The 23,066-nt window shown below is 71.4% G+C and carries 16 protein-coding genes; 8 read left to right on the top strand and 8 right to left on the bottom strand.

The window, feature by feature from the left end; all coding sequences use genetic code 11:
* Positions 1-172: 172 nt before the first annotated feature.
* Positions 173-1,240 carry a mechanosensitive ion channel family protein gene (locus tag ACFRMN_RS02395; protein ID WP_383011966.1) on the bottom strand — a complete coding sequence of 356 codons (1,068 nt, stop codon included), beginning with the start codon at positions 1,238-1,240 and terminating at the stop codon, positions 173-175.
* Positions 1,241-1,523: 283 nt separating this feature from the next.
* On the opposite strand from ACFRMN_RS02395, the gene ACFRMN_RS02390 reads away from it, so the two are divergent.
* Positions 1,524-2,063, top strand: coding sequence for an HNH endonuclease (locus ACFRMN_RS02390; RefSeq protein WP_383011963.1), 540 nt, complete (start codon positions 1,524-1,526; stop codon positions 2,061-2,063).
* A gap of 182 nt (positions 2,064-2,245) precedes the next feature.
* On the opposite strand, the gene ACFRMN_RS02385 is transcribed toward ACFRMN_RS02390, so the two are convergent.
* Entirely contained in the window at positions 2,246-5,287 is a 3,042-nt protein-coding gene (locus ACFRMN_RS02385; protein ID WP_383011960.1) for a beta-N-acetylglucosaminidase domain-containing protein, read from the bottom strand.
* A 288-nt stretch (positions 5,288-5,575) separates the two neighbouring features.
* Here ACFRMN_RS02385 and ACFRMN_RS02380 point away from each other — a divergent pair, with 288 nt between their 5' ends.
* From ACFRMN_RS02380 to ACFRMN_RS02370, 3 genes are read left to right on the top strand one after another with little or no spacing between them, the layout of a single operon-like run.
* A complete protein-coding gene (locus ACFRMN_RS02380) occupies positions 5,576-5,809 on the top strand; it encodes a hypothetical protein (RefSeq protein WP_030352405.1) in 234 nt (77 codons plus the stop codon).
* A 19-nt stretch (positions 5,810-5,828) separates the two neighbouring features.
* Complete coding sequence (gene malQ, locus ACFRMN_RS02375; RefSeq protein ID WP_383011957.1) at positions 5,829-7,982, top strand: 4-alpha-glucanotransferase; 2,154 nt, start codon at positions 5,829-5,831, stop codon at positions 7,980-7,982.
* A gap of 58 nt (positions 7,983-8,040) precedes the next feature.
* Positions 8,041-8,271, top strand: coding sequence for a hypothetical protein (locus tag ACFRMN_RS02370; protein WP_383011954.1), 231 nt, complete (start codon positions 8,041-8,043; stop codon positions 8,269-8,271).
* A gap of 191 nt (positions 8,272-8,462) precedes the next feature.
* Here ACFRMN_RS02370 and pepN (ACFRMN_RS02365) read toward each other — a convergent pair whose 3' ends face one another.
* Positions 8,463-11,039, bottom strand: coding sequence for an aminopeptidase N (gene pepN, locus ACFRMN_RS02365; RefSeq protein WP_383011951.1), 2,577 nt, complete (start codon positions 11,037-11,039; stop codon positions 8,463-8,465).
* A gap of 148 nt (positions 11,040-11,187) precedes the next feature.
* Here pepN (ACFRMN_RS02365) and ACFRMN_RS02360 point away from each other — a divergent pair, with 148 nt between their 5' ends.
* On the top strand, positions 11,188-11,694 hold the full coding sequence (locus ACFRMN_RS02360) for a DUF1203 domain-containing protein (protein WP_383011948.1): 507 nt from the start codon (positions 11,188-11,190) through the stop codon (positions 11,692-11,694).
* An 80-nt stretch (positions 11,695-11,774) separates the two neighbouring features.
* Here ACFRMN_RS02360 and ACFRMN_RS02355 read toward each other — a convergent pair whose 3' ends face one another.
* Together ACFRMN_RS02355 and ACFRMN_RS02350 are read right to left on the bottom strand one after the other, a co-directional pair.
* Entirely contained in the window at positions 11,775-12,803 is a 1,029-nt protein-coding gene (locus ACFRMN_RS02355; RefSeq protein WP_383011945.1) for an aspartate-semialdehyde dehydrogenase, read from the bottom strand.
* A gap of 158 nt (positions 12,804-12,961) precedes the next feature.
* Positions 12,962-16,273, bottom strand: a complete 3,312-nt coding sequence (locus ACFRMN_RS02350; RefSeq protein ID WP_383011942.1) for a S8 family serine peptidase — start codon at positions 16,271-16,273, stop codon at positions 12,962-12,964.
* A gap of 163 nt (positions 16,274-16,436) precedes the next feature.
* Between ACFRMN_RS02350 and ACFRMN_RS02345 the strand changes: the two genes are divergently transcribed.
* Positions 16,437-16,583 carry a hypothetical protein gene (locus ACFRMN_RS02345; protein WP_383011939.1) on the top strand — a complete coding sequence of 49 codons (147 nt, stop codon included), beginning with the start codon at positions 16,437-16,439 and terminating at the stop codon, positions 16,581-16,583.
* Here the strand turns inward: ACFRMN_RS02345 and ACFRMN_RS02340 are convergent.
* Both ACFRMN_RS02340 and pepN (ACFRMN_RS02335) read right to left on the bottom strand, forming a co-directional pair.
* On the bottom strand, positions 16,567-17,706 hold the full coding sequence (locus tag ACFRMN_RS02340) for a hypothetical protein (RefSeq protein WP_383011937.1): 1,140 nt from the start codon (positions 17,704-17,706) through the stop codon (positions 16,567-16,569). The two genes, ACFRMN_RS02345 and ACFRMN_RS02340, sit on opposite strands and share 17 nt — an antisense overlap.
* A 213-nt stretch (positions 17,707-17,919) precedes the next feature.
* The gene (gene pepN / locus ACFRMN_RS02335) at positions 17,920-20,565 is read right to left on the bottom strand and encodes an aminopeptidase N (protein WP_383011934.1); all 2,646 of its coding nucleotides are present in this window, start codon (positions 20,563-20,565) and stop codon (positions 17,920-17,922) included.
* Positions 20,566-20,714: 149 nt separating this feature from the next.
* On the opposite strand from pepN (ACFRMN_RS02335), the gene ACFRMN_RS02330 reads away from it, so the two are divergent.
* Positions 20,715-21,338, top strand: a complete 624-nt coding sequence (locus ACFRMN_RS02330) for a DsbA family protein (RefSeq protein WP_383011931.1) — start codon at positions 20,715-20,717, stop codon at positions 21,336-21,338.
* Positions 21,339-21,553: 215 nt separating this feature from the next.
* Here ACFRMN_RS02330 and ACFRMN_RS02325 read toward each other — a convergent pair whose 3' ends face one another.
* Positions 21,554-22,195 carry a superoxide dismutase gene (locus ACFRMN_RS02325; RefSeq protein ID WP_383011928.1) on the bottom strand — a complete coding sequence of 214 codons (642 nt, stop codon included), beginning with the start codon at positions 22,193-22,195 and terminating at the stop codon, positions 21,554-21,556.
* A gap of 282 nt (positions 22,196-22,477) precedes the next feature.
* Between ACFRMN_RS02325 and ACFRMN_RS02320 the strand changes: the two genes are divergently transcribed.
* Positions 22,478-23,062 (top strand): biotin transporter BioY, encoded by a 585-nt coding sequence (locus tag ACFRMN_RS02320; protein WP_383011925.1) that lies wholly within the window; start codon positions 22,478-22,480, stop codon positions 23,060-23,062.
* The last annotated feature ends 4 nt before the right edge of the window (positions 23,063-23,066 follow it).

The following is a 23,066-nucleotide window of genomic DNA, read 5'->3' as shown; positions in this document are numbered from 1 at the left end:
TTAGGAAAGTTTCCTATCGGGTGCGAGGAAAGTAGGCCGGAAGCCTCGAAGGCGTCAATACTCTCCGGCACAAGACGCCCCCGCGGCAACCAAAGCGTTACCTGCGGGGGCGCGAGAAAGGCGGCATGAGAAAGGCGGGGTGTGAAAAGGCGGCGTCCGAGAAGGGGCCGCGCTACTTCGCGAGATTCGGGGGCGGTGCGATCGGGGCCGCCGCCAGGGACTGCGGGGACGTCGGGCTCGCCAGCGCCGAGGGAGCGGCGACACCCGCCGCGGGGTCCGGCGATGCGGCGGAAGTCTCCATCGCCGGAAGAAGGCCGCCGACGATCTGGATGCCCGCCTCGTCGAACGCGCGCTTGACCCGCCAGCGCAGCTCCCGCTCCACCCCCAGCGCCTGGCCCGGCATCGTCTTCGCCGAGAGCCGCACCGTCATCGAGTCCAGCAGAACGGCGTCAAGACCGAGCACTTCGACCGGGCCCCACAGCCGCTCGTTCCACGGGTCGTCCTTGGCCATCTTCTCCGCGACCGCCGTGATGACCGTACGGACCGTCTCCAGGTCCTCCGTCGGCCGCACCATCACATCGACACCCGCCGTCGCCCAGCCCTGGCTGAGGTTGCCGATCCGCTTCACCTCGCCGTTGCGCACGTACCAGATCTCGCCGTTGTCACCCCGCAGCTTGGTGACCCGCAGACCGACCTCGATCACCTCGCCGGAGGCCACCCCCGCGTCGATGGTGTCCCCGACGCCGTACTGGTCCTCCAGGATCATGAAGACCCCGGACAGGAAGTCCGTCACGAGATTGCGCGCACCGAACCCCAGCGCCACCCCCGCGACGCCCGCCGAGGCCAGCAGCGGGGCCAGATTGATATTGAGGGCGCCCAGCATCATCAGCGCCGCCGTGCCCAGGATCAGGAACGACGTGACCGAGCGGAGCACCGACCCGATCGCCTCGGAACGCTGCCGGCGCCGCTCCGCGTTCACCAGCAGCCCGCCGAGCGCGGTGCCCTCCACCGTCTGCACACTGCGGTTCATCCGGTCTATCAGCTTGGTCAGGGCGCGGCGGATGACATGGCGCAGCACCAGCGCGATCACCAGGATCAGCAGCATGCGCAGGCCGGTGCTCAGCCAGGTGGCCCAGTTGTCCCCGACCCAGCTCGCGGCGTCGTTCGCCCGGTCCGCGGCCTCGTCGAGAGTGACGGGGTCGGACGATGGACCGGCGGCCGGCAGGGCGGACCAGGACACGGCAGAGACCTCCAGGTATTGGCGGGGTGGACCAACCACACTAACGGGGCAGTCCCGCCGGGCCGCCGCCCCGACGGCCGGAGAGACGCGCCTCACGTAGGTCACCCACGGCCCTTCCAGGCCCCCTGAGCGGGCCTGTACACGGGGCTGGAGCCGTCATGTGGTTGAAAACACTCATAGCCCGTTACCTGGACGTGGTGGCGTTTCGACCAGGCATGAGGAGAGACTGAGAGCAGATCGTCCCGGCGCGAGCCACGTGCCGCCGGCGTACAAGGAGGCATCCGTGCCGCATGTCCTGGTCCTCAACGCGTCGTACGAGCCGCTCGGCGTCGTACCGCTCCGCCGCGCGCTCGTCCTCGTCCTGGAGAACAAGGCACTCTGCCTAGAGGAATCCGGCGCCTATATGCACAGCGAAACCCGAGTCATCCCCGCCCCCAGCGTCGTACGGCTCAAGCGTTTCGTGCGGGTCCCCTACCGGGGGCCCGTTCCACTGACCCGCCGTGCCCTCTTCGCCCGTGACGGCGGTCGCTGTATGTACTGCGGTGGCGTCGCAACCAGCGTCGACCACGTCATCCCGCGCAGCCGCGGCGGACAGCACCGGTGGGACAACGTGGTGGCGGCCTGCCGCCGCTGCAACCACGTCAAGGCCGACCGGCACCTACGAGAACTGGGCTGGCGCCTCAACCACCAGCCCGAACCGCCGTCGGGCCTGGCCTGGCGCATCATCGGCACGGGCCACCGCGACCCCCGCTGGATGCCCTATCTCCAGCCGTACGGCGCGGAGGACGCGGTGGCACGCATCGACGCGCCGAGGGTTTCTTAGGGGCGGGGTACGGGCTGGGGTGGGGTGCCGCGACGTTCCGGGTGCGCACGACCGCCGGCGAGTGAGCCGAAGGGCGCGCCGCTGTCGAAAGGGAGAGCGCGCGGAGGTTCCCGAGGTACGAGGGAATCGAGCACGGTCGACCGTCGACAGTGGCATAAAGCGCCCGGAGGCGAACCGAGCCCTCAAAAAAGAGGCGCCACCGCGTACACCTCCACCGAGAACAGCGAGTACCCGAACCGCGTCCCCCGCCCCTCCCCCCGCACCCGCACGAATCGCACGTCCCTCGCGTCCATCCCGGCCTCCTCCCGCCCGCCCCCGCCGTCCTTCACCGCCGCCGCCGTCCGCCACGTGCGCCCGTCCGCCGAGACCTGGATCCGGTAACGGGTCGCGTACGCGTCCTGCCAGCGCAGCACCACCTGGCCCACCCTGGCCGGTCGCGCCAGTTCCACCTGCCACCAGGCGTCGTCCTCCACGGGTGAGGACCAGCGGCTGACCGGATCGCCGTCGATCGCGGCGGCGGCCGGGAAGTCGGGCGTCTCGTCGCCGGACGATGTGGCCGTGCCCGTACGTGCCAGATCCGGGCCGCCGGTGACGGGTGAGGCACGCACGGTGAGCGTGCGCTCCTCGCCCGCGAAGGTGAGCGGCACCTCGTACGTACCGGCCGGGGTGCCCGCGGGGACGCTGACCTTCACGGGAACATGCGTACGGGAGCCGCGCGGCACCGTCGTCTGCTCGGGCACCGTCACCCGAATGCCGGAAGGCGGCTTCGCCGTGAGCGCGCCCCGCACCTCGCCGGGGCGCCGCGCGGCCAGCCGTGCCTCGACCGTCTCCGGCCGACCGCCGATCCGGGCGTTCGCCGCGCCGCGCGGCAGATCGAGGCTGGCCCGCGGCTCGTCGGCGAACCAGGGCACGACATGCCGTACGGACGGCGCGGGCCCACCGGAACCGCCGGGCCCGGCGCCCGCGCCGGACCAGACGATCCGTATCGCGTCGACCCGCTGCCCGGTCAGGCCCTTCGCGTCCGACTCGGTCCAGCCGCTCGTCGAAAGCGGCCCCAGAGCGCGCCAGCCCTGGCCGGGGACCCGTGCCTCGACGGTCGCGCCGGCGCCTGTGCCGGGCTCGGTCATCGTGTTGACCGTCTCCAGGGGCCTGGCCCGCCCCAGCTCGACGGTGTAGGACCGCGAGTCCTGGGCGACGCCCCCGCCCGTGGCCCCCGCGCGTCCCACCGCGCGATCCGCTCCCGTCCAGGCCGACGACTCCTTGGCCGCCCGCTCCAGGAACGGTCCCAGCACGCCCTCGCCGACCGTCACGTGGCTCGCCTCCGCGGCCTCGCGCAGCGGCTCCAGTTCCACCGAGACCCGCCACGCCGCCGCGCCGTCGCCGAGGTCCTGGGCCCGGAGCATGTCGATGGCCAGTTCGCCGGCGGTGCCGTACCGCGCGAGCTGGTCCAGCCAGGGCCGCACCTCGTCGTCCAGTTGTCCGTCGGCCGCCCCCGAGAGCCGACCCGGGGCCTCCCGCATCACCGTGAACGCGGCCCTCAGCCTGCTCGCCGCGGTGCTTCTGGCCGCCGTGTCCGTGCCCGTACGGGACCGCCAGAACGCGTCGAGCAGCGGTTTCAGATATGCCGACTCCGCCGGGTTGAGAATCGACGAGGCGTCATTGCCCGCGAGCACGCCCAGCGCCTCGCGGGCCCCCTTGTCCTCGCCCGCGAGGTCGTTAGTCGCGGCTCGCCAGGACTCCCGCGGCCGGTAGCCGCGCGGGTTCCAGGCGTAGTCGGCCGCCGTGAACAGCGGGATACGGGACGCCGACGCCTGCTCCATCGCGTTGGCGAGCAGCGCGACGGAGCCGGCCGCCACGGCGGGCTCCCGGCCGGTGTACGGACCGAGGAAGAGCCGGCCCTGCTCGTAGTCGTTGACCGGGTAGTTGTCCATGGTCACCAGCGGGTGCCTGAACGCCGCACGCGCGCCCATCAGTTCGCGGCCCGTGATCGTGCGCGGGACGACCCCGACGCCCGTCCACGCCACCCACACCCGCGCGTCGAGCGCGTCGGCGAGCGCCGTGCGGTAGTCCGTGGCGCCGTCCTGGTAGTACTCGGTCGGCATGACCGTGAGCGGCTCGGTACGTCCGTACCGGTCCGCCAGATGCCCGGCCACCGCGTTCGCCAGCCGGGCCTGTGCCCCGGCCGCCGCCGCCGGTCCCGAGCCGAAGGTCTCCGCGTCCTGGTCGCAGTGCCACTCGCTGTAGCTGACGTCCTGGAACTGGAGCTGGAAGGCGCGCACGCCCAGCGCCCACATCGCGTCGATCTTGCGGGTGAGCGCCTTGAGGTCCGCGTCCGAGGCCGTGCACATGGACTGGGCGGGGGAGACGGCCCAGGCGAGCGTCACATGGTTGCGGCGGGCGCGCTCCGCCAGCTCACGGAACTCCGCGCGCCGCTCCGCCGGATAGGGATCGCGCCAGCGCGCCTGGCGGTACGGGTCGTCGCCCGGCGCGTAGAGGTACCGGTTCTGCTTGGTGCGCCCCATGAAGTCGAGTTGCGCCAGCCGCTGCCGGTGGTCCCAGGGCTGTCCGTAGAACCCTTCCGTCGTGCCGCGTACGGCCGTGCCCGGCCAGTCGCGTACGACCACGCCGGGCACCGCGGGCCGGTCCGCCGCCTGACGCACGATCAGCTGGCGCAGGGTCTGCGCCGCGTGGAAGAGGCCGTCCTCGCCGACGCCGTCGAGGGCGACCGTCCCGCGACCCGCGACGGTGCCCACGGCGATCCGGTAGCCGCCGGACGGGAGGTCGGCGCGCTCGGGTGCGCGCAGGGCGCGCAGCGCGTCCTGCGCGCCGCTGCCTCCGGCGAGTACGACGGGCCCGCTGTCCGAGGACGGCGGGCCCGAGGACGGCGCCCCCGAGGACACGGCGGACGAGGTGATGCGGACGGTACGGACACCGGCCGCGCGCAGCAGGTCCGCCAGCGCCTGTACGGCGTACGTGTCGGCGTCCGCGCCGGCGACGACGGTCACCTCGTCCCCGAGCGTGACCGCGCGCCCCGCCGCCCTGATCGTCTGGGGCCGCGGCCAGACCGCGGGCACCGCCGCCTCACCCTCGCGGTCGGGGGCGCCTGCCGCGGGCGATCCGGGGTCCTGAGGGACGGCGAGCGCGCTCGGCGCGGTGCCGAGCAGTCCGCCGATCACGGCGACCGCGACGGCGGTCGCGGTCCGCTTTGTGCGCCCGAGCCGCATGCGTAGTCCCCTCATGCCCACTGGTTTCGCTTCCTGGCACCGCCCGCGTCCCGCCGGAGTCCCGACAAGCGAGCCGCCGAGCGGCACCGAGCCCACCACCCCGTGGTGAAGGTGTCAATGCGCGTGGCCGTTGTGTCGCAAATGCCCGTTTGTGATAGGCAGGACCTTCAACTGCCGCACGGGGAACGGATCGTGACTCGACACACGTTTACGGGGCGAACGCGTCTGCGGCTCCGCCCGCTGGGTAGGGCTGCGGTGACCTGTTCCCTGTTTCTTGGAGGCGCCGTCATGGCCGCATCCGCACAGCTCCTGCTCTCCGCCCTCTCCAAACAGGCGGAGCCCGCCCCGCTGACCAGCGAGCCCCCGCTCGGCGGCGTCGGCGCGGGACCCCTGACCAGCGAGCCCCCGCTCGCCGACGCGGCGCCCCTCACCAGCGAGCCCCCGCTCGCCGACACCGCCCCGCTGACCAGCGAGCCGACCGCTCCGGGCACGGCGGGTGGCACGGAGTCCCCAGGAGTCTGACCGTCTGAACGGAGTGCGTATGGGTCTGGCCAGGCTCGCCGAGCTGCACGGTGTCGCCACCGCGCACTCACCTTCCCCGGGCGTCACCGTCCCGGTCCCCGACGACACCGTGATCGCGGTGCTCGCCGCGCTGGGTGTCGACGCCGCCACGCCCGAGGCGGCCGACGACGCGCTCAGCGACGCCGAGTCCGCCGAGGCGAGGCGGCTGCTGCCCGCGACGCTCGTGCTGTGGACCACACGGGACGGCGCCCCGGGCGCGCCGGAAGAGTCCACCGCCCCCCTTCATGCCCCGGCCCCGGCCCCGCCGCCCCCCGAGCTGCCGCCCGCCCTGGCCGCGCTTCCGCCGGGCTCGGTGCTCCGGGTGGAGACGGAGGAGGGCGAGTCGGTGGAGTTACCGCACTCCGCCCCCGAGGAGCCCGCCGCCTGGGCGCGGCTCCCGCTCGGCGTGCACCGGCTGGCCGTCGAGGCCCCCGACGGGCGTACCGCCTGGGTGGTGCTGATCGTCGCTCCCGCCCGGGTGCCGCGGCCGCCCGCCCGTACCCACGGCTTCCTGGTGCAGCTCTACTCCCTGCTCTCCTCCCGCTCCTGGGGCATGGGCGATCTGGGCGACCTCGCCGAGCTGGCCGGCTGGTCGGGCCGGACTCTGGGGGCCGGGTTCGTCCAGATCAACCCGCTGCACGCCGCCGTACCGGGCGATCCGACCGATCCCTCCCCGTACCGCCCCTCCTCGCGCCGCTTCCCGGACCCGGTGCATCTGCGGATCGAGGACGTCCCCGAGTACGCCTATGTACGGGGACCCGACCGCGCGCGCCTCGACGCGCTGGTGGAACGGGCCGGGGCCCTGCGGGAGTCCGTCCTCGACAAGACCCCCGGCAAGGGCGCGCTGATCGACCGCGACGCCGTGTGGGCGCTCAAGCGCGCGGCCCTGGACATCCTGGACACGGTCCCGCTCGGCCCCGGGCGGCGCGCCGCCTACTGGGACTTCCTGGCCGCGCAGGGCCGCGCCCTGGAGGACCACGCCACCTGGAACGCCCTCGCCGAGGTGCACGGCCCGGAGTGGCACGACTGGCCGGAGGCGCTGCGGGACCCGCGTTCCGCCGAGACGGCCGCGGCCCGCCGGGAACTGCTCGACCGGATCGACTACCACTGCCGGCTGGCCTGGCTGACGGACGAGCAGCTGGCCGCCGCGTCACGGACCGCCGCGGACGCGGGGATGGCCGTCGGGATCGTCCATGACCTGGCCGTCGGAGTGCACCCGGGCGGCGCCCACGCCTGGGCCCAGCAGGACACCTTCGCCGCGGGTATCTCGATCGGCGCGCCGCCGGACGCCTTCAACGCGCTCGGCCAGGACTGGGGCCTGCCGCCCTGGCGCCCCGATGTGCTGGCCGCGTCCGGGTACGCCCCGTTCCGCGGGCTGCTCCAGGGCCTGCTGCGGCACGCCGGAGCGCTGCGGATCGACCATGTGATGGGGCTGTTCCGGCTCTGGTGGGTGCCCCGGGGCCAGGACCCCACCCGGGGAACGTATGTCCGTTACGACGCCGAGGCCATGCTCGCGGTCCTCGCCCTGGAGGCGCACCGCGCGGGCGCCGTCGTCATAGGAGAGGACCTGGGCACGGTCGAGCCCGGCGTACGCGAGGCGCTTCAGCGGCGCGGGGTGCTCGGCACGTCCGTGCTCTGGTTCGAGCGCGACTGGGAGGGTACGGGCCGCCCGCTGCCGCCCGAGAGCTGGCGCGAGGGCTGTGTGGCCACCGCCACCACCCACGATCTGCCGCCCACGGCGGCCAGGCTCACCGGCGAGTACGCGGAGCTGCGTCACCGGCTCGGTCTGCTCACCCGTCCGCTGGAGCAGGAGCGGTCGGAGGAGCAGGCGGAGATCGCGGAGTGGCTGGGCGGTCTCGCGCGCCTGGGGCTGCTGCCCGGGGGCGACGGGGACGAGGAGGAGGAGATCCGCGCCTTCTACCGCTTCCTGACGCTCACACCGGCGCGGATGCTCGGGGTCTGGCTGCCGGACGCGGTCGGCGACCGCAGGCCGCAGAACCTGCCGGGCACCTGGAACCAGTACCCCAACTGGCGACTGCCGGTGGCCGATGCCGAGGGCCGCCCGATGAGCCTGGAGGAGCTGGCCGCCTCGCCCCGGCTGCACGACCTGATGGAGGCCCTGCGCGCCCCCTGAGGTCCCACTGCGGCACCCCGGGCGCGCGGCCCGCGGACGGGTTCGCTACGTTTGCACCGTGGACAAGAAGAACGCTCTGCGCGCCGGCGCCCTGGCGACCGGTACGACGCTGATGATGCTGCTCATGTCGTCCCCGGCGCTCGCGCTGACACGGGACGACGGCGACGACCCGGGTCCGGGCCTGAGTGTGGCGGAGACGCTGGGCCTGTTCGTGGCCACGCCGCTGGTGATCTTCGGCATCATCGCCGGTCTGGTGATCGTGCTCGACAAGTCGCGCAAGCAGGCCTGACCCACCGGGACTTCCTGGGCACCGCCCGGCACCTCATGTGCCGGGCGGTGCTTCCGCGTGCCACCGTCGCGCCGCGGCCGTCGCCGTACCGCGCCGAGCCGCCCCGCTGACATCCGACGCGGACGGGCGGGCCGGGGAACGGACCTCAAGGCCCGACCCGACCCGACCGCCCCGGCCGCCCCGGAACCGGACTACGCGACGGCAGCCGCCGCGTCCGCCTCCTGCGCCTTCAGCGCGCGCTCGACACCCGACCTCGACTCCGAGATCAGCCGCCGCAGCGCCGCGTTCGGGCTCGCCGAGGCGAGCCAGGCGTCCGTCGCGTCCAGCGTGGAGCGGGAGACCTGCAGCGACGGGTAGAGACCGACCGCGATCTGCTGGGCCATCTCGTGCGAGCGCGACTCCCAGACCTTCCCGACCACCGCGAAGAACTTCTCCGCGTACGGCGCAAGCAGCTCACGCTGGTCGGTCTGGACGAAGCCGCCGATCACCGCCTCCTGGAGCGCGTTCGGCAGCTTGTCGCTCTCCACCACCGACGCCCATGCCTCCGCCTTGGCCTCGGCCAGTGGACGCGCCGAACGTGCCGCGGCGGCATGGCGTTCGCCCGCCGCCGTGCGGTCGCGCTCGTACTCCGCCGAGATCTCCTCCTCGTCGTGCAGTCCCACCGCCGCCAGCCGCTGGACGAACGCCCAGCGCAGCTCGGTGTCGACGGCCAGGCCCTCGACCGTCTCCGTACCGTCGAGCAGGCCCTGCAACAGATCGAGCTGCTGCGGCGTACGCGCCGTCGCGGCGAACGCGCGCGCCCACGCCAGCTGGTGATCGCTGCCCGGCTCGGCCGCCCGCAGATGCGCCAGCGTGGCGTCCGTCCACCGGGTCAGCCCCGCCTCGCGCCAGGCGGGCGCCGCGTACAGGTCGAGCGCCAGCTTCACCTGGCGGTGCAGCGACTGCACCACCCCGATGTCCGACTCCTTCGCGATGCCCGAGAGCACCAGCTCCAGATAGTCGCGCGCGGCCAGCTCCCCGTCGCGCGTCATGTCCCAGGCCGACGCCCAGCACAGCGCGCGCGGCAGCGACTCCTCGAAGTCGCCGAGGTGTTCGGTGACGACCCGCAGGGACTCCTCGTCGAGCCTGACCTTCGCGTACGACAGGTCGTCGTCGTTGAGCAGGATGACGGCCGGACGCGGGGTGTCCGCCGGGAACGGCACCTCCGTCAGCTCGCCCTCCACGTCCAGCTCGATCCGGCTCGTACGGACCAGCTTGCCGTTCCCGTCCAGGTCGTAGCAGCCGATCGCGATCCGGTGCGGACGCAGCGTCGGCTCGCCCTTGGCGCCGGCCGGGAGCGCCGGGGCCTCCTGCCGTACGGCGAGCGAGGTCACGTGGCCCGACGCGTTCAGCTCGATCTCCGGGCGCAGCACATTGATGCCGGCCGTCTCCAGCCACGCCGTCGACCAGGTCTTCAGATCACGCCCGGAGGTCTTCTCCAGCGCGCCCAGCAGATTGGACAGCCGGGTGTTCCCGAACGCGTGCGCCTTGAAGTACGCCTGCACGCCACTGAAGAACTCGTCCTGGCCGACGTACGCGACCAGCTGCTTCAGCACGGACGCGCCCTTGGCGTAGGTGATGCCGTCGAAGTTGACCAGCACATCGTCCAGATCACGGATGTCCGCCATGATCGGGTGCGTGGAGGGCAGCTGGTCCTGCCGGTAGGCCCAGGTCTTCATGGAGTTCGCGAACGTGGTCCAGGAGTGCGGCCACTTCGAGTCCGGCGCGTACGCCAGGCAGGCGATCGAGGTGTACGTGGCGAACGACTCGTTCAGCCACAGATCGTTCCACCACTCCATGGTGACCAGATCGCCGAACCACATGTGCGCCAGCTCGTGCAGGATCGTCTCGGCCCGCGTCTCGTACGCCGCGTCCGTCACCTTCGAACGGAAGACGTACTGGTCGCGGATGGTGACCGCGCCCGCGTTCTCCATCGCGCCCGCGTTGAACTCCGGCACGAACAGCTGGTCGTACTTGGCGAAGGGGTAGTCGTAGGCGAACTTCTCCTGGAACCAGTCGAAGCCCTGCCGCGTGACCTCGAAGATCGCGTCCGAGTCCAGATACTCGGCGAGCGAGGGCCGGCAGTAGACGCCCAGCGGCACGGACTGCCCGTCCTTCTCGTACGAGCTGTGCACCGAGTGGTACGGACCGACGATCAGCGCGGTGATGTACGACGAGATGCGCGGCGTCGGCTCGAAGGCCCAGATGTGGTCCTTGGGCTCAGGTGTCGGCGAGTTGGAGACGACGGTCCAGCCCTCGGGCGCCTTCACCGTGAACCGGAAGGTCGCCTTCAGGTCGGGCTGCTCGAACGAGGCGAACACGCGCCGCGCGTCCGGCACCTCGAACTGCGTGTACAGATAAGCCTGTTCGTCGACCGGGTCGACAAAGCGGTGCAGCCCCTCGCCGGTGTTGGTGTAGGCGCAGTCCGCGACGACCGTCAGCTCGTTGGGGCCCTCGTGCAGATGCGCCAGCGCGATCCGCGAGTCCCGGAAGACGGCGGCGACGTCCAGGGAGGTGCCGTTGAGCACGACCTCGTGCACCGCGGGCGCCACCAGATCGATAAAGGTCTCCGCCCCGGCCTCCGCGCTCTGGAAGCGCACCGTGGTCACGGACCGGTAGGTGCCGCCCTCCTGTGCGCCGCTGAGATCGAGATCGATCTCGTACGAGTCCACGGTGAGGAGGCGTGCGCGCAGCTGCGCCTCTTCGCGGGTCAGATTTGTGCCAGGCACCCGGGTCATCTCCTCGGTTCGTGACGTTTGGGCCCATCCTTCCACGCGGACGGTGCTCGACGCCCGGCAGTAACCGTCATGTGCGGCGGGTCAGCGCGAGGTCCGGAAACCGCCGGTCACGGGCGGGTGGCCGCGCGACGCTGAACCCATGACGAACCATCTCGCGCGCCCCATCACACCCGCCGCGCTCAAGGAACTGCGCGACACCGACGACTCGGGCCACACCCGTGCCCCGTTCACCGACGACGAGGGCGGCGCGCCGCTGCGCTGCTGTCTGCGGCGGAGCCGGAGCGGCGAGCGGCTGCTGCTCGTCTCGTACGCCCCGCTGCGCCGCTGGGCCGCCGAGAACTGGGCCCAGCCCGGCGCGTACGACGAACAGGGGCCGGTCTTCATCCACGCGGAGGAGTGCGGGGGACCGGCCGACGGGGGCGATGGGGGCGGCTCTCCGTACACCAGGCCCGGCGCGCTGCGCACCGTGAGGCGCTACAGCTCCGAGGGCCGGATCCTCGGCGGCCGGCTTCTGGAGCTTCCGGAGAAGGTCGACGCGGGGTTCGAGGAGGCGTTCGACGAAGCCTTCGCCGATCCCGAGGTCGCGCTGGTGCATGTACGCGCGGTGGAGTTCGGCTGCTTCCTCTTCGAGGTCCGCCGCGACTGACCGGCCGGTCACCCGGTCGCCTGGTCACCCGGCCCACCCGGCCGACCTGTCGACCGGCCGGGTGACCGGGCCGCCGGACCTCAGCCCTTCAGCTCGGCCGCGACCAGCTCCGCGATCTGGACGGCGTTGAGCGCCGCGCCCTTGCGCAGATTGTCGTTGGAGAGGAACAGCGCCAGACCGTTCTCCACGGTCTCGTCGTTCCGGATCCGGCCCACGTACGAGGCGTCCTTGCCGGCCGCCTGGAGCGGCGTCGGGATCTCGGACAGCTCCACCCCCGGCGCGTCCTTCAGCAGCTCATAGGCGCGCTCCACGCTGATCGGGCGGGCGAAGCGGGCGTTGACCTGGAGCGAGTGGCCGGTGAAGACCGGCACCCTGACACAGGTCCCGGAGACTTTCAGCTCCGGGATCTCCAGGATCTTGCGGGACTCGTTGCGGAGCTTCTGCTCCTCGTCGGTCTCGAAGGAGCCGTCGTCCACGATGCCGCCCGCGAGCGGGACCACGTTGAAGGCGATGGGCCGCCGGTAGACGCTGGGCTCGGGGAAGTCGACGGCCTCGCCGTCATGGGTGAGCCGGTCGGCCTCGGCGACGACCTTCTGCGCCTGGCCGTGCAACTCGGCCACACCGGAGAGGCCGGAGCCGGACACGGCCTGGTAGGTCGTGGCGACCAGCGCGGTCAGCCCCGCCTCGGCGTGCAGCGCGCGCAGCACGGGCATGGCGGCCATCGTGGTGCAGTTCGGGTTGGCGATGATGCCCTTGGGGCGGTTCTTGATCGCGTGCGCGTTGACCTCGGAGACGACCAGCGGGACCTCGGGGTCACGCCGCCAGGCGGAGGAGTTGTCGATCACGACGGCGCCCTGGCCGGCGACCTTCTCGGCGAGCGCCTTGGAGGTGGCGCCCCCGGCGGAGAAGAGCACGATGTCGAGCCCGGAGTAGTCGGCCGTGGACGCGTCCTCGACGGTGATCGCCGCGCCCTGCCACTCGATGACGGACCCCGCCGACCGCGCCGAGGCGAAGAGCCGCAGTTCGGTGACCGGGAAGCCCCGCTCGGCCAGAACCCCGCGCATGACTGTGCCGACCTGACCGGTGGCTCCGACGATTCCGACCTTCACTGGGGCTCCTTCATTCGCGACTGTCCCGGGCACGCGTCCCATTCATCATGCGTCTGTCCCCGGGCGGCTTGTCCAATCCATTGTCCAGGGAGCGGACAGAGGGGCGGGCGCCCGACCGGACGCCCGCCCCCTGGTACCACCTCATACGTTACGTCCCGTTACGGGGTAACGCTCTCGATGATCACACTGCCGGTGCCCGCGGCGGTGCCGCGCGCGTTGAGCAGCTGGACCTCGCCGAAGAACTGCCGGCCCGCCGGGGCCGCGCTGTTCACCAGCACCTCGGCCGCGACCTGCGCCGAAGCGCCGCTGGCGAGCTTGACAGGACCGTCCGCCTTGACCGAGCCGAGCGAGGACGAGTAGTACACGTCGCGGTAGTCGTACGCCGTGGACCCGGCCGGGACCGCGTAGGCGTCGACGGTGATCGTGTACGTACCGGCCGCCGGGTTGACCAGGCTGACGGACTCCTCCGAGCTGGCCGTCGTGGACTGGCCGACCGTCCGGCCGTCCTTCTCCACGAAGAGGTCGAGGTCGGCCCCCGTGTCGGTCGTGCCGCCGATCGCGATGTCGAGCCGCTCGACGCCCGCACCGATGGTGACGGTCGTCTCCTGCTGCTCGCCGTCGGCGATCGTCGGACGGGAGACCTTCGCCGAGCCCAGCGAGCCGCCGCCGAGCGTGCCGTCGATGGCGGCGAAGCCGTTGCTGACCTTCCAGGACACCGGGGCGGGGGTGCCGATCTTCGCCTCGGGGATCGTGGTGACCGCCGGGTCGAAGGCCGCGCCCATCAGCGTCGCGTCCAGCTTGTACGGGTTGTCGAGCAGCGGCGACGTACGGCGCGACTCGACCTCGATCTCCCAGACACCGGGCTGCGGGTCCGGGTACGAGCGCACGTCCGGGCGGCAGGTGTTGGCCGGGTTCGGGTAGTTCGGGTAGCAGAAGATCGTCGAGCTGTCCTCCATCTGCACGCCGTACGGGCTGATGGCGATGAACCGGGTCTGGCTGTCCTTGGCGAGTCCGCCGAGCGCCACCTCCAGGGTCTTCGCGCCCTCCGGCACCGTCACGAAGTACGACTTCGAGGCGTTGCGCTGCACCGAGTCCGACGCCGAGAACGCGTACGCGGGCTTGGCCAGCTCCTTCGAGACGACCACGGTGGTGAGGACCTGCTTGTCCACACCCTCCGTGCGACGGTCGTCGATCTCCAGAATCGCGCTGTGCACCCCGGCGGAACCGGGCCTGGCCTGCACGGTCACGGTCACCGGCTGGTTCAGCGGCAGCTTGATCCGGTCGCTGCCGAGCAGCCGGAAGGTCTTGTCGTCGTACTTCCACTTCAGCCGGTGCTCCAGCGCGCCCTTGGCGCCGGTGGTCCGGGTGATGGTGATGTCGTACGTCCGGCTCTCGCCGGCCCGCAGACCGCCCTCGCGGTCGTACAGACCGGTACCGAAGCCGGGGGTCTTCAGGAACTGGTCGAGGGCCGTGTCGACCGGGGCCTTGACCGTGTACTCGTGGGCGGTGGCGCCCTTCTCGATGGACTTCCACGCGTCCACGACATCGATCAGACCGGCGCCCTGCTCATGTGCCTGGAGGCCGGCGATCTTGGCGGCGCTGCTGGTGAGCGCCGTCCGCAGGGTGGCGGGGGTGAGACTGATCCGCTTCTGCTTGGCGGCGGAGAGCAGCAGCGCGCTCGCGCCCGCGGCCTGCGGAGAGGCCATCGAGGTGCCCTGGAGCATGGAGTAGCCGGGCGGCAGCTGGTAGCCCGCCTCGGCGACCGGACCACCGGCGGCCCAGGTCTGGGTGCTGTTGATGGCGGCGCCCGGAGCGGTGAGGGTCGGCGTGAAGCCGCCGTCCTCGCGGGGGCCGCGGGCCGAGAACGGCAGCAGGCCGTACTTCGTCGTCACACCGGAGCCGTAGTTGGCGGCCCAGGTCTCCTTGGAGATCGACGCGGCGACCGAGATGACCTTGTCGGCCAGGGCCGGGTCACTGATGGTGTTGGTGCCGGGGCCGTCGTTGCCGGCCGAGATCACGAGCTGCACGCCGTACGTGTCGATGAGCCGCGTGTACAGCTGGGCGCGGGCGTTGTTGCCGTCGTTGAGCGGCGGCAGACCGCCGATCGACATATTGACGATGTCCACACCGCGGTTGGCGACGAGATCGATCATGCCCTCGGTCAGCGCGACGCTGGTGCAGCCGCCGCTCCAGGAGCAGGCGCGCGAGGACACCAGCTTGGCGCCGGGGGCGGCGCCGTCCATCTCGCCGCCGAACAGGCCGTTGGCGGCGGTGATACCGGCGACGTGCGTGCCGTGCGCGCCCTCGATGACACCGATGTTGACGAAGTCGGACTTCGCGCCCGCCGCGTTGTAGACGACGTCCTTGCGGATCTCGACCACGAACGGGATGCGCTCGACCACCGGGGTGGCCGGATCGTCCGTTCCGAAGTAGCCGATCTGGAAGCCGTCCTTGTACGGCTTCATGACGGCGTCGTTGGTGAAGTCGCCGTCGTTGTTCAGGTCGACGCGTACGGTCCCCCCGGCCGGGTCGTAGAGCACGCCCCAGGTGTCGGTGGTGTCACCGTCGCGGTTGAGGTCGCCCGCCATCTCGCCGCCCAGGGTGGCGTCCTCGCGGAACACGTGGTACTTGTACGAGCCGGCCGGGGCCTTCCACGTACGGCCGTCGGCCGTGAAGGTCGGGCCCGACACCGCGACGTCCATCCGACGCCAGGTGTTGTCGCCGTCGGACACCGGGTCCGTGGCGGTCACCCAGTCGACGATCTTGCGCTCGCCGGTGGTGGTCTTCTGGAGCGCGGGGTGGCCGAGATCGACCCCCGAGTCCAGGATGCCGATGGTGACACCGCGGCCGTCGGCCTTCGGGTTCTTCTTGACGAAGTCCACCGCGCCGGTCTCGAAGGACGGGTTGTACGGGTTCTTCGCCGGGGTCTTGGCGCTCGGCGCCGGGTACTTCTCGGCGGCCGAACCGGTGGCGCCCTTCGCGGCGTTCGCCGTGTCCGCCGCGGGCCTCGGGTCGTCCAGCGCGATCTCCTGGTTGAGATCGATGCCGTGGACGGAGGAGAGCTTCTGGGCCGCCCTGATCGCGGCGTCCGCCTTGGCGGTGGGGAGCGTGGCCCGTACGTAGCCGAGCTTGTCGTACGTCTTGCCGACCACGGCGCCTTCGACGGCGTCCAGTTGACCGGCGACCTGCTCGGTCGCCCCCGGCGCGGTGGCGACCATCATCGTGATGTTCTTCTCGCCCTTGGCCTTCGCCTTGGCGAGCAGATCGGCGTCGGCTGCCCCGAGCTTGTCGGAAGCGCCCGAGGTGGGGGACGACTTGACGGGTGCGGCCGGGTCATCGGCGCCCGTCGCGGAGAAGGCGGGTACCGCGCCGGTGGCTATCAGCGCGGCCACCAGACCGGCGGCCGCCGCGACCCTGGCCACGCGTCTCGGCCCGGATATGGAGCTCTCGGATTCGGAGGTCATCAGCATCCCTGCGTCGTGAAAGAGACAGTCCGGAATTCGGTACCGGATGACCGCTCAGCTTTTCGTAGGAGACAGGGGTTTGTGGAGGGTTGTCAGGGGCGGAATTCAGTCATGGCGGACACCCGCCAGTGCGGCGTGTGCGCCACCGGGGACCAATGGGGCGAAATCCGTGCTGGTGCTGGTGCTGGTGCTGGTGCTGGTGCTGGTGCTCGTGCCGGTGCCGGTGCTGGTTCTGTCGGGTCGATCCGCGCGGGCCGGCGCGGATCGGCGCGGATCGACCCGACAGCACCTCGCCGCGCTCACCTCGGCAGGATGACCACCTGCGCGGCCGGATCCCGGTCGTTCGCCGCCATCAGAGCCGTACGGACCACCGTCGCCTGCTGATCCAGCGCCTCCCGCAGTTTCCTGGGCGTGAGATGGACGACCGTGATCCCGAGACGCTCCAGATGCTCGCGCTTACGTACGGCCGCCGACCACCGCTCGTTGTCGTCCTCGTCGTCCGTCCGGTCCGCGGCCCGGCCGCCCGGCCTCGGTGCCCGGGTGTCCAGCTCGACGGCGACCGCCTGGTCGGGCCAGTAGGCGTCCACGCCGCCCAGACGCGGTCCGCCGGGCAGCCGCAGATCCACGTTCCACAGCGGCTCCTGGAGCCCGTACGCCCGCACCAGTTCGTACAGCCGGCCCTCGGCGAGCGTCCGCCCCTCGGCGAGCAGGGAGTCCACCGCTTCCACCACATGCTGCCGTGCCAGCAGCCCGGACTGGCTCAGCTCCCGTACCACCACGGCCGGTTCGCAGTGCCCGGCGCGTACCGCCTCGGTCAGCAGCGCGACGACGGCGTCCGCGTCGGACAGCTCCGCGACCGCGTCGGCCAGCGCACGCCCCACGGGCGCCACCGGCATCCCGTCCAACCGCTCGGGCCGCGGCAGGCAGTGGGCCCGGATCAGCCGGGCGTATCCCGTGGACCGCAGCCGCCGGGTGCGCGGTACGAGCACATCGATCCGCTCCAGCGAGAGCAGCGGGGGAGCGGACGAGAATCCGTACAGCGCCAGCGCCGCCAGCCCCGTGATCATCGCCGCGCCGTACGGGGACGACGACGTCGCGGACGAGGAGGTGGCGGTGGTGGCGGCAGAGGTGGCAGCGGAGGTGGCGGACGGTGAGAGCCGGCCGGGCTGCGCCGGCACACCCCGGGAGCTCTCCGCGCTCGGCCGCCCCGCGTACAGCAGTACCGCCCGTACCCGCTCATCCGCGGTCGGCGGACCCGCGTGCAACAGGAAGACCCCCGGCAGCGGTTGCTGCCAGGGGCCGCCGGGCCGGCACTGAGCGGTGGCCCGGCCACCGGGGACACCGCGCTCACGCAGCTGCGCGAGCGAGAGCACACGACTCCGCACATCATCGGAGAGGTGGCCGAGGGGGCGGGGGGAGACCGGGGTGTTGTTGTTCATGTCCCGGTGTCTCCCCCTACTCAGGCGTCCCTCTAACCCCCGTTACCCGTTTGTCGGCAAAACCGGACAAGATCGTCCTAAAGTAAGGGCGTTCGACTGCCGATCAGGGGCCCGCACGGACGCCCGGCACGACCCGGCACGACCCGGAACGAGGCACCCGGCGCCGGCCCCCGTCACCCGGCGCCGGCCCCCGTCACCCGGCGCCGGCCCCCGTCAGCCGGCCGCCGCCGTGTCGCACTCCTGACCGCGCAGCGCACGCGCCAGATCGTCCGTCGCCTCCAGCACCAGCCTGCGCAGCGCGGGCGCCGCGTCCCGGTGCGAATCGAGCCACGCCGTCGCCGCGTCCAGGGTCCGGCGGTCCCCCTGGAGCCCCGGGAACAGCCCGCGCACCACGTCCATGGCGATCTGGATCGAGCGCTCGGCCCACACCCGCTCGATCACCTCGAAGTACTTCGCGGCGTACGGCGCCAGCAGCTCCCGCTGGTTCGACCGGGCGAAACCGGCGATCGTCGCCTCGACCAGCGCGTTCGACAGCGCGTCGGACTCGACGACCTGGGCCCACGCCTGCGCCTTGACCGCGGCCGACGGCCGGGCCGCCAGACAGCGCACCTGGTGCCGCTTGCCCGACGCCGTGTCGTCGCGGGCCAGTTCGGCGTCGATGACGGACTCGTCCGCCCGGCCGTGCGCGGCCAGCGGCCCCAGGAAGGCCCAGCGCAGCTCCTGGTCGACATCGAGACCGTCGATCTTCGCCGTACCGTCCAACAGCCCGCGCAGCAGCTGGAAGTCCGCGTCCGAGGAGGCGACGGAGGCGAAGAAGCGGGCCCAGGTCAGCTGGTGCTCGCTGCCGGGCTCGGACAGCCGCAGCTCGCGCAGCGCGCCCTCGGCCAGCAGCCGCCCGCCCTCCTCGCGCCACGCCGGCGCCGCGTAGTGCGTGAGCGCCGACTCGGCCCAGGCGTGCAGCATCTGGAGCACGCCGATGCCCGTCTCGCGGCCGGCGTGGGTGAGCACCAGACCGATGAAGTCCCGGGCCGGCATGAGCGCGTCGCGCGTGAGGTTCCAGAGCGCCGACCAGCACAGGGCACGGGCGAGCGGGTCACTGAGGTCACTGAGATGCGCGCGCAGGGTGTCCAGCGAGCCCGCGTCGAAACGGATCTTGCAGTAGGTCAGATCGTCGTCATTGACGAGGATCAGCTCCGGCCGCTCCGCGCCCGCCAGTTCGGTGACGACCGTGCGGGGCCCGGCCACATCCGTCTCGGTGCGGGCGAACCGTACGAGCGCGCCTTCCGGCGTACGCCGGTACAGCCCGATGGCCACCCGGTGCGGCCGGAGTTCCGGGTGCGATTCGGCGGCGTCCTGCACCACGGCCAGCTCGGTGATCCGCCCCTCGGCGTCGAAGATCACCTGCGGGGTGAGGGAGTTGAGCCCGGCGGTTTCCAGCCATGACCGGGACCAGCCCGTCATGTCCCGCCCGGACGTCTCCTCCAGTACGGAGAGCAGATCGGCCAGCCGCGTGTTGCCGTACGCGTTCCGCTTGAAGTAGCGCCGGGCGCCCTCCAGGAACGCGTCCTGGCCCACGTACGCCACCAGTTGCTTCAGCACCGAAGCGCCCTTGGCGTAGGTGATGCCGTCGAAGTTCAGCTTGGCGTCCTCCAGATCACGGATGTCGGCCGTGACCGGATGGGTGGACGGCAGCTGGTCAGCGCGGTACGCCCATGCCTTGCGGTTGTTGGCGAAGGTCGTCCAGGCATGGGTGAAGCGGGTCGCCCCCACCTGCGCGAACGATCCCATGAAGTCCGCGAAGGACTCCTTCAGCCACAGGTCGTCCCACCACCGCATGGTCACCAGATCGCCGAACCACATGTGCGCCATCTCGTGCAGGATGGTGTTCGACCGTCGCTCGTAGGACGCCTGGGTCACCTGGCCGCGGAAGATGTACTCCTCGCGGAACGTCACCAGACCGGGGTTCTCCATCGCGCCGAGGTTGTACTCGGGCACGAACGCCTGGTCGTACTTCCCGAACGGATACGGGTAGTCGAAGTGGTCGTGGAAGAAGTCCAGGCCCTGCTTGGTGATCAGGAAGACATCGTCCGCGTCGAAGTGCCGGGCGAGGCCCTTGCGGCACATCGCGCCGAGCGGGATCTCCAGGACCGTGCCGTCGTCGAACGTGCGGCAGTAGGAATCGGTCACATAGTGGTACGGACCGGCCAGGACCGCCGTGATGTACGTTGAGATCGGCTTCGTCTCCGCGAAGTGCCACACCCCGTCGGTCAGCGTGCCCTCGCCATTGCTCCACGCGGTCCAGCCCTCGGGCGCTGTCACCCGGAAGCGGTACGGGGCCTTGAGGTCCGGCTGCTCGAAGTTGGCGAAGACCCGGCGCGCGTCGGCCGGCTCGTACTGTGTGTAGAGATAGACCTCGCCGTCCTCCGGGTCGACGAAGCGGTGCATGCCCTCGCCGGTACGGCTGTACGCGCACTGCGCGTCCACCACCAGGACGTTCTCCGCCAGCAGGCCGTCCAGCGCGATCCGCGAGCCGTCGAAGACCGCGGCCGGGTCCAGCTCCGTCCCGTTGAGCGTCACGGCGCTCACGCCCGGGGCGATCAGATCCGCGAAGGTGGCGGCTCCGGGCTCGGCGCAGCGGAACCGGATCGTCGTCACGGAGCGGAAGGTCCGCGGCGGCGTGTCCGAGCCCGGTGCCTCCCCACCCGGTGCCTCCCCACCCGGTGCCTCCCCACTCGGTGTCGCACCGCCCGGCACCTCGCCGACCGCCGAGCGCAGGTCGAGGTCCACCTCGTACCCGTCTACGGTCAGCAGGTCGGCCCGCTCGCGGGCCTCTTCGCGGGACAGGTTCTCACCGGGCACGGTCACTCCTTTGTGGCTCGCCTTCGTGGCTCGTCCGAAACAGCCACGATCCTCGCATGTGCCACTGAGGTGCGGCATCCGGGAATGCCCCCGGCGGGCGGGGGCGTTCTTGACGTGAGGTGCGTTCACAGCCGTTCATGAGGAGAGACATGTCCGAGAAGACCCCCGTCGACTTCTGGTTCGACCCGCTGTGCCCCTGGGCCTGGATGACCTCCCGCTGGGTCCTCGAAGTGGAGAAGGTCCGCGATATCGAGGTCCGCTGGCATGTGATGAGCCTGGCCGTCCTCAATGAGGACAAGGACATCCCCGAGGAGTACCGCGAGGGCCTTGCCAAGGCATGGGCCCCGGTCCGTGTGGTCGTCGCCGCTCAGCAGAAGCACGGCGACAAGGTCGTGGGACCGCTGTACACCGCGCTCGGGACCCATTTCCACAACCAGGGCGAGGGCGCGACCCGCGAGGCGATCGCCGCCGCGCTGGACGAAGCCGGTCTGCCCGCCGAGCTGATCGAGTACGCCGATTCCGACACGTACGACACCGAACTGCGCGCCTCCCACCAGGAGGGCATCGACAAGGTCGGCCAGGAGGTCGGTACGCCCGTCATCGCCGTCCCCGGCGCGGACGGCGAGCAGATCGCCTTCTTCGGCCCGGTCGTCACCCCGGCCCCCAAGGGTGAGGAGGCCGCGAAGCTCTGGGACGGCACGCTGATGGTCGCGTCGATCCCGGGCTTCTACGAGATCAAGAGGACGCGCACCCAGGGGCCGATCTTCGACTGATCCCTGATCCCTGATCCCTGATCCCTGATTCCTGATTCCTGATTCCTGATCTCGGCGGACCGATATCTGTCCGGCCCTATCTGCCCCGCCCTATAGAAGGACCCCCGCGAGTCACGTCCTCGCGGGGGTCCTTCCTCATTCCGCCCGCACGTGAAAGGTGAGAAGACGATCACGAGCAGGACGCGTACGGCCCGGGGCGGCGTGGCCCGCCGGACCTACGGGGCGAGCAGCAGGTTGTTGGCGCGCTCCTTGGCGGACGCGTAACGCTTCGCCACGTCCTGCCAGTTGACGACCCTCCACATGGCCTCGATGAAGTCCACCTTCTGGTTCTTGTACTGGAGATAGAAGGCGTGCTCCCAGGCGTCGAAGACCAGGATCGGCACCGAGCCCTGGCCGGCATTGCCCTGGTGGTCGTAGATCTGCTCGACGATCAGCCGGCCGCTGACCGGCTCGTACGCGAGCACCCCCCAGCCCGAGCCCTGGGTGGTCGCGGCGGCCTTGGTCAGCTGGGACTTGAAGCCGGCGAAGGAGCCGAAGGACTCGGCGATCGCGTCCGCCAGATCGCCCACGCCGTCCGCGGCCAGCGGCTCGCCGCCCCCGTCACCGGTCATGTTGTGCCAGTAGATCGAGTGGAGGATATGGCCGGAGAGGTGGAACGCGAGGCTCTTCTCCAGCCCGTTGATCGCGCCCCAGGACTCCTTGTCGCGCGCCTCCGCGAGCTGATCGAGCGTGTCGTTGGCGCCCTTGACGTACGCCGCGTGGTGCTTGTCGTGATGCAGCTCGATGATCTGCGGATTGATGACCGGTTCGAGCGCCGCGTAGTCGTACGGAAGTTCAGGAAGCGTGTATACCGCCATGGTCAAACCCTCCGGCCTCTTATTGCACATCCTATGCAAGTGCACGCTAGCAGCAACAGGATCGTGCGCCGATCAGGCGATGGTCCTAGGACCGCGTGCCGCGCCGCCGTTGTCGGAGCGGCACTTTGTGCCACCTCCGACAACGCGCTGACCTCCCCTTTGTGGGTGATTGACGGTGATGCGGCGCGGAGCCGTCGGCTACCGTCGGGCTGTTCGATGCCTGCTGACAGAAGCCCGTAACCCGACGTCGGAAGCCCGACGCCCCATGACCGCGGAGACCCCATGAGTACTGCTGCCGCAGCCCCCCGGACCGGAGCGGTCCTCGCCGATCTGCTCCCCGCCACCCGCACCCGGGACATCGCCCTGGTCGTCGGGGGAGCGGTGCTCACCGGAGTGGCGGCGCAGATAGCCGTCCCGGTCCCCGGCTCCCCCGTCCCGGTCACCGGCCAGACCTTCGCCGCGCTGCTCGTCGGCACCGCCCTCGGCGCCCGCCGCGGTTTCCTCTCCCTCGCGCTCTACACCGTGGTCGGCATGGCCGGAATGCCGTGGTTCGCGGAGGGCCGCTCGGGTCTGAGCTTCGCCTCCTTCGGCTATGTCCTCGGCATGCTGATCGCCGCCACGGTGGTGGGCGCGCTGGCCCGCCGTGGCGGCGACCGCTCCGTACCGCGTACGGCCGGCACGATGGTGCTCGGCTCGGCGATCATCTACGCGGTGGGCGTGCCCTACCTGGCGCTGTACACCGGGATGTCACTGAGTGCCGCCGTCAGCGCCGGTCTGGTGCCCTTCCTGCTCGGGGACGCGCTCAAGGCGGCCCTGGCGATGGGCGCGCTGCCCGCCGCGTGGAAGCTCATCGGCCGCCGCGGCTGACATG

The sequence above is a fragment of the Streptomyces sp. NPDC056835 genome (assembly GCF_042789485.1).
GTDB lineage: Bacteria > Actinomycetota > Actinomycetes > Streptomycetales > Streptomycetaceae > Streptomyces.
Note: the sequence above shows the minus strand (reverse complement) of the source record. Positions and strands in the feature narration are given on the sequence as shown.